Origin of the sequence: Actinopolymorpha sp. B17G11 (assembly GCF_040196095.1) — a bacterium.
GTDB lineage: Bacteria > Actinomycetota > Actinomycetes > Propionibacteriales > Actinopolymorphaceae > Thermasporomyces.
The window spans coordinates 1-3,938 of sequence record NZ_JBEFTW010000085.1 but is presented as its reverse complement, the minus strand read 5'-3'; the positions used below and the strand labels follow the sequence as shown (position 1 = coordinate 3,938).

Sequence of the window (3,938 nt, the reverse complement as noted above, 5' to 3'; positions counted from 1 at the left end):
GTCTCCCGTGGGTTCGTGAATTCTGACGGGTTGTCAGGCACGAACCGAGGGGTGCACGGCCGATGATCGGGTTGGCTGACCACTTGGGTTCGGAAGCTTGTGGATCATCGCCGTGGCTTGTGCGTGCGGTCGGCTGCGCTTGCCGTGTCTCGGGTGCTGGCTTTCGTTGCGACCGTTGGTAGGCGTGACACCGGGTGGCGTCCTAGGGTCGATGGGTGGGTGCGGCGACGACGCGAACTCGGCTCGGGTCGGGCCACTCGTTCGGCGGCTCGTCGAACCAGACATACTCCAGCCGGCTGAGCTCTCCATCGTCTATAAACAAGATGACCTGCCCGGGCGGCTCGTCTCCAGTGGGGACTACCTCTCCTTCCGACGGCGCCAGCCGCGCGGCCACCGGCGTTCGCCGTGGGTTGCCGGGAACCATGAGGTCGATGGTCGGGCAGCCACACTCGCAGCAGCCAACGACAACAGCAGACTGTGCTTGTTCTCGCAGCTGTTCGACTCCGGTGAATTCGGGGGTCAACACCAGATCGAGTATCAGCCGCTCAGCCGTACTGAGCGGCCGTGGTGGATCGATCTGCACCTGATAAGTGTCTCGCTCCGATCAGACGCGGCGGCCGCTGGGCCCACGATCGGCGACGAGGACAGGTGTGCCAGGTCAGGTGACGCGTCCCAGCCTGGCGTGGTCGAGGGTGTTGGTGTAGCGCTCTGCGGCTTTGATGCTGAGGCCGAACAGGTCGCAGAGTCGGCGGGTGTCGCCGTCGGTGGCGATGGCTTCGTCGAGGATGCGGTCCTCGCGGACGGTCTGGGCGGACACGCCGAGGATGTGGTTGATCCAGCCGCCGCTGACTTGGCCGAGGCGCCCGGCGGTGCGGGTGTTGATGAACAGGTGCGGGTTGGCGGTGTTCGGCCATCGTGCCGCGCGGTGGTCGAGCCATGCGGTGAGCCGCTGTTTGACGGGCTCGGCCAGCAGCACGGTGTGGCTGGGTAGGTAGAGCCGCCCGTCGTGGATGTCGGTCAGATGCAGCGTACGGAGCTGGCCGGGTCGTGGCGCGTGGAAGGCGAGCAACGCGGCGAGGGCTGCGCGGACCGGCTGGTCGCAGTTCATGCTGTCTTTGACGATGGCCAGGTTCATCGGCAGTGGCTGACGGGTCTCTGGTCTGCCGGTGCGGATATGGGTGGTGGGGTTGACGAACACGACCCGGCGTGCCTTCGACACGCGGAACAGGGACTTGAGCGCCTGCCCGACGAGGGCGCGAGGACTGCCCAAGGCTGGCAGGGCAGCTTTGATGTCGTCGCGGGTGATCTCCCGCAGCGACCGGTGTCCTTCGGCGGCCCATCCGTGCAGCACGGGAATGGCGCAGCGGATGCGGATCTGGGTGGTGGTGCGGGACCGCGGCAGCGATCGCGGCGACGTGGCGCTGCCGTCGCGGAGCACCTCGTACCAGGTTCGGACCTCGCTGGCCATGGGTTCGGGCAGGCCCTCGAGGTGGTTGGCGAACCAGACGTCGAGACTGCGGGGCCGGTCATCGTCGAGCATCCCCGCACCGGCCAGCACCTCGAGCACGGGTTGGATGTTGACGTCGACCTGGGCGAGCATGCCCGCCTCGCTGGCTCTGATGGCCGCGCCGGGGGTGTCTTGGCACGCGAGCAGGATCCGAATGCCTGCTCGCGCGTCGTTGCGCCGGGTCTTGGTCCACCCGTGCGCGGCGGCATGCTCGAAACAGGCGCGGTCAAGCAGCGAGGCCAGTTCGGGGACGCGCGGCACCGCGAAACGGCTGACCTCGAACGTGTGAAGGCCGTGGCCTGCCGGGAACAGCACAAGCTGTTCGTAGGCCACAGGGAACACGCCGACCCTGGTGACCGCCGTGGCTGGCATTGGTGGGTGCCGGCAGGATCGGCGCTTCTGTCGGAACGTGTCGGCCAGGAACAGCTGCTGCCCGTGCCGGTTCGCTTCCAGCACACTTGGTCCGTTGCCATGGGGACGTTTCCCGGCTGCCTGACGCCAGCACAGCCGACAGAAGCCGTCGGCGCCCAGCGGCAGAACTCGGCGGCAGGATGGGCAGCCGCCTTGTTTATAAAGCTTCTGCCATCCTCGGCAGGCCTCACACCGCCAGCCGTTGTTACGGTTGGCGCCCCAGGCCAGGCAGTCCAGGCAACTACCCACCCGCTGTGGTGCGAACCGGTGGCAGGGTCGGCACAGCCCAGCCGAGTAGTAGTCGGTAGTCGATGCGCACCGGTGGCACGGCGGCGGGATGTGTGGCCCGCCGGGCATGCAGTCATAGCAGTGGCGGGAACGGTTCGTTGCGACCGGTTTGGTGCCGCACCCGGTGCAGGTTTTCGGCCGGGTCACGCCGGCGGCAGGCTGCGGTTACGTCCCAGCCGCGGCGCCACCACCGGCACTCGCGCCTCGGCCCCGGACGCGGCACGAGATTCCGGACGCCGTGCGGCCACCTTCTCCGGCTCCCGGATCAACAACTCCGACGGGGTGCAGTCCAACACCGAACAGATCACGTCCAGGTCGTCGAGCCTGATCGTGGTCGGCGTCGAAGTCCACAACGCAGACATCTTCCCGGCGCTGATCTCCAGCCCCGCCTCGGCAAGCCGGCGGCGCAGCTCGGTCGATTTCCAGATTCCTTGCTCGGCGGCCTTCATCCTCATGTTCCAACGCATCAGATCACCCCTCGCTGCTGGCCAACCGGTCCGCGACGCGCTTGTTCGCCTTCGCCCACGCGGTCTCGATGTGGTTGTCATGGACATGGACGTACCGGGTTGTGGTGGACAGCCAGTCATGCCCGAGAAGCTCCTGAACCGCCTTCAGATCCATGCCGCGGGCATACAGCGACGAGGCGCAGAAGTGCCTCAGCACATGCGGAGTCAGCCGCCCCTTCCACCCCGGCAGGTGAACCGTGACCGCGCCAGCCAGCCCAGACCGCAACGCGTCATCACCCACCCGCAGGCAACGCCCGCTCTGACGATCCCGGCGTTCGCTCGGCAACAGCGGCGCATCCGGATCAGACCAGTCATCGCCGAACTGGTGACGCACGTCGGCCAGCCACCAGTCCAGCAGGCTGTCCACGGCGTTGATCGCCGGCACCAGCCTGGTCTTCGGTCCGCGGCCCATGCTGCCCTTGCCGAACCGGACATGCAGCTTGCCATGCTCGCCGAGATCCGGTCGCCAGTCCCGGATATCCAGCATCACCGTCTCGCTGATCCGCAGCCCCGCCCGGCGCCACATCGACGCCGCGAAGTAGTCCCGGGCCGCCGGCAGGAACTTCCTCGCCCCCGGCAACGCCTCACGCCATCCATCGAACAACCCGCTGACGTCGTCGTGGCTCGGTGGCACCCGCGTCGCGGTCGCATACTCCGCCTTCACCGGCCGGTTGAACTCATCAATCGGCTGAACCAGCACATGGCCAGTCAACGCGTGCACCTCGCCCTGATAGCGAGCGATCACGAACTCGAAGAACCGGGCCAGCGTCCACGCCTTGCCCTGCACCGTGCTCGCCGCCAACCCCAACCTCTTGCGCTGGTGCACCAAGAACCTGTCCGCGTCATCGGCGGTAGTGGTCCACACATGCCGACCCAAGAACCGCAGGAACGCGAACACCACCGACCGCTCCGCTGCCACATGCGCATCGGTGATACCCGCACCGGCAGTCGCCAGCGCGTACTGGTCGACGAGCTCCTGCTCAAACTCGTCCAACTCCTGCGCAGTCCGCAACGGTCGAGCCGAACTCAACGACCGCACAGGCGCCAACGTCACCGGCCACGCTCCAGCTCATCCCAAATGATCACCGGTCATAGATACCAGAGACCTGTCAGGAATCCCGACGAAGGGTCAAACAATCACATGAACGCGCCGAACCCGCACCGACCTCGCCGCCTACCCAGTCAGGGACACCACACCGCCGAAGAACCCGCGGGAGTTCCGACAA

4 protein-coding genes are annotated in these 3,938 nt (G+C 66.9%); all 4 read right to left on the bottom strand.

The genetic code is table 11. The features are described from left to right. Positions 1-202 precede the first annotated feature (202 nt). Positions 203-583, bottom strand: coding sequence for a hypothetical protein (locus ABN028_RS35005; protein ID WP_349699637.1), 381 nt, complete (start codon positions 581-583; stop codon positions 203-205). A gap of 75 nt (positions 584-658) precedes the next feature. Continuing rightward, a complete protein-coding gene (locus ABN028_RS35000; protein WP_349699636.1) occupies positions 659-2,167 on the bottom strand; it encodes a site-specific integrase in 1,509 nt (502 codons plus the stop codon). A gap of 182 nt (positions 2,168-2,349) precedes the next feature. Further along, positions 2,350-2,673 carry a helix-turn-helix domain-containing protein gene (locus ABN028_RS34995; protein ID WP_349699635.1) on the bottom strand — a complete coding sequence of 108 codons (324 nt, stop codon included), beginning with the start codon at positions 2,671-2,673 and terminating at the stop codon, positions 2,350-2,352. A 4-nt stretch (positions 2,674-2,677) separates the two neighbouring features. Continuing rightward, on the bottom strand, positions 2,678-3,724 hold the full coding sequence (locus ABN028_RS34990) for a tyrosine-type recombinase/integrase (protein ID WP_349699634.1): 1,047 nt from the start codon (positions 3,722-3,724) through the stop codon (positions 2,678-2,680). Positions 3,725-3,938: the final 214 nt, after the last annotated feature.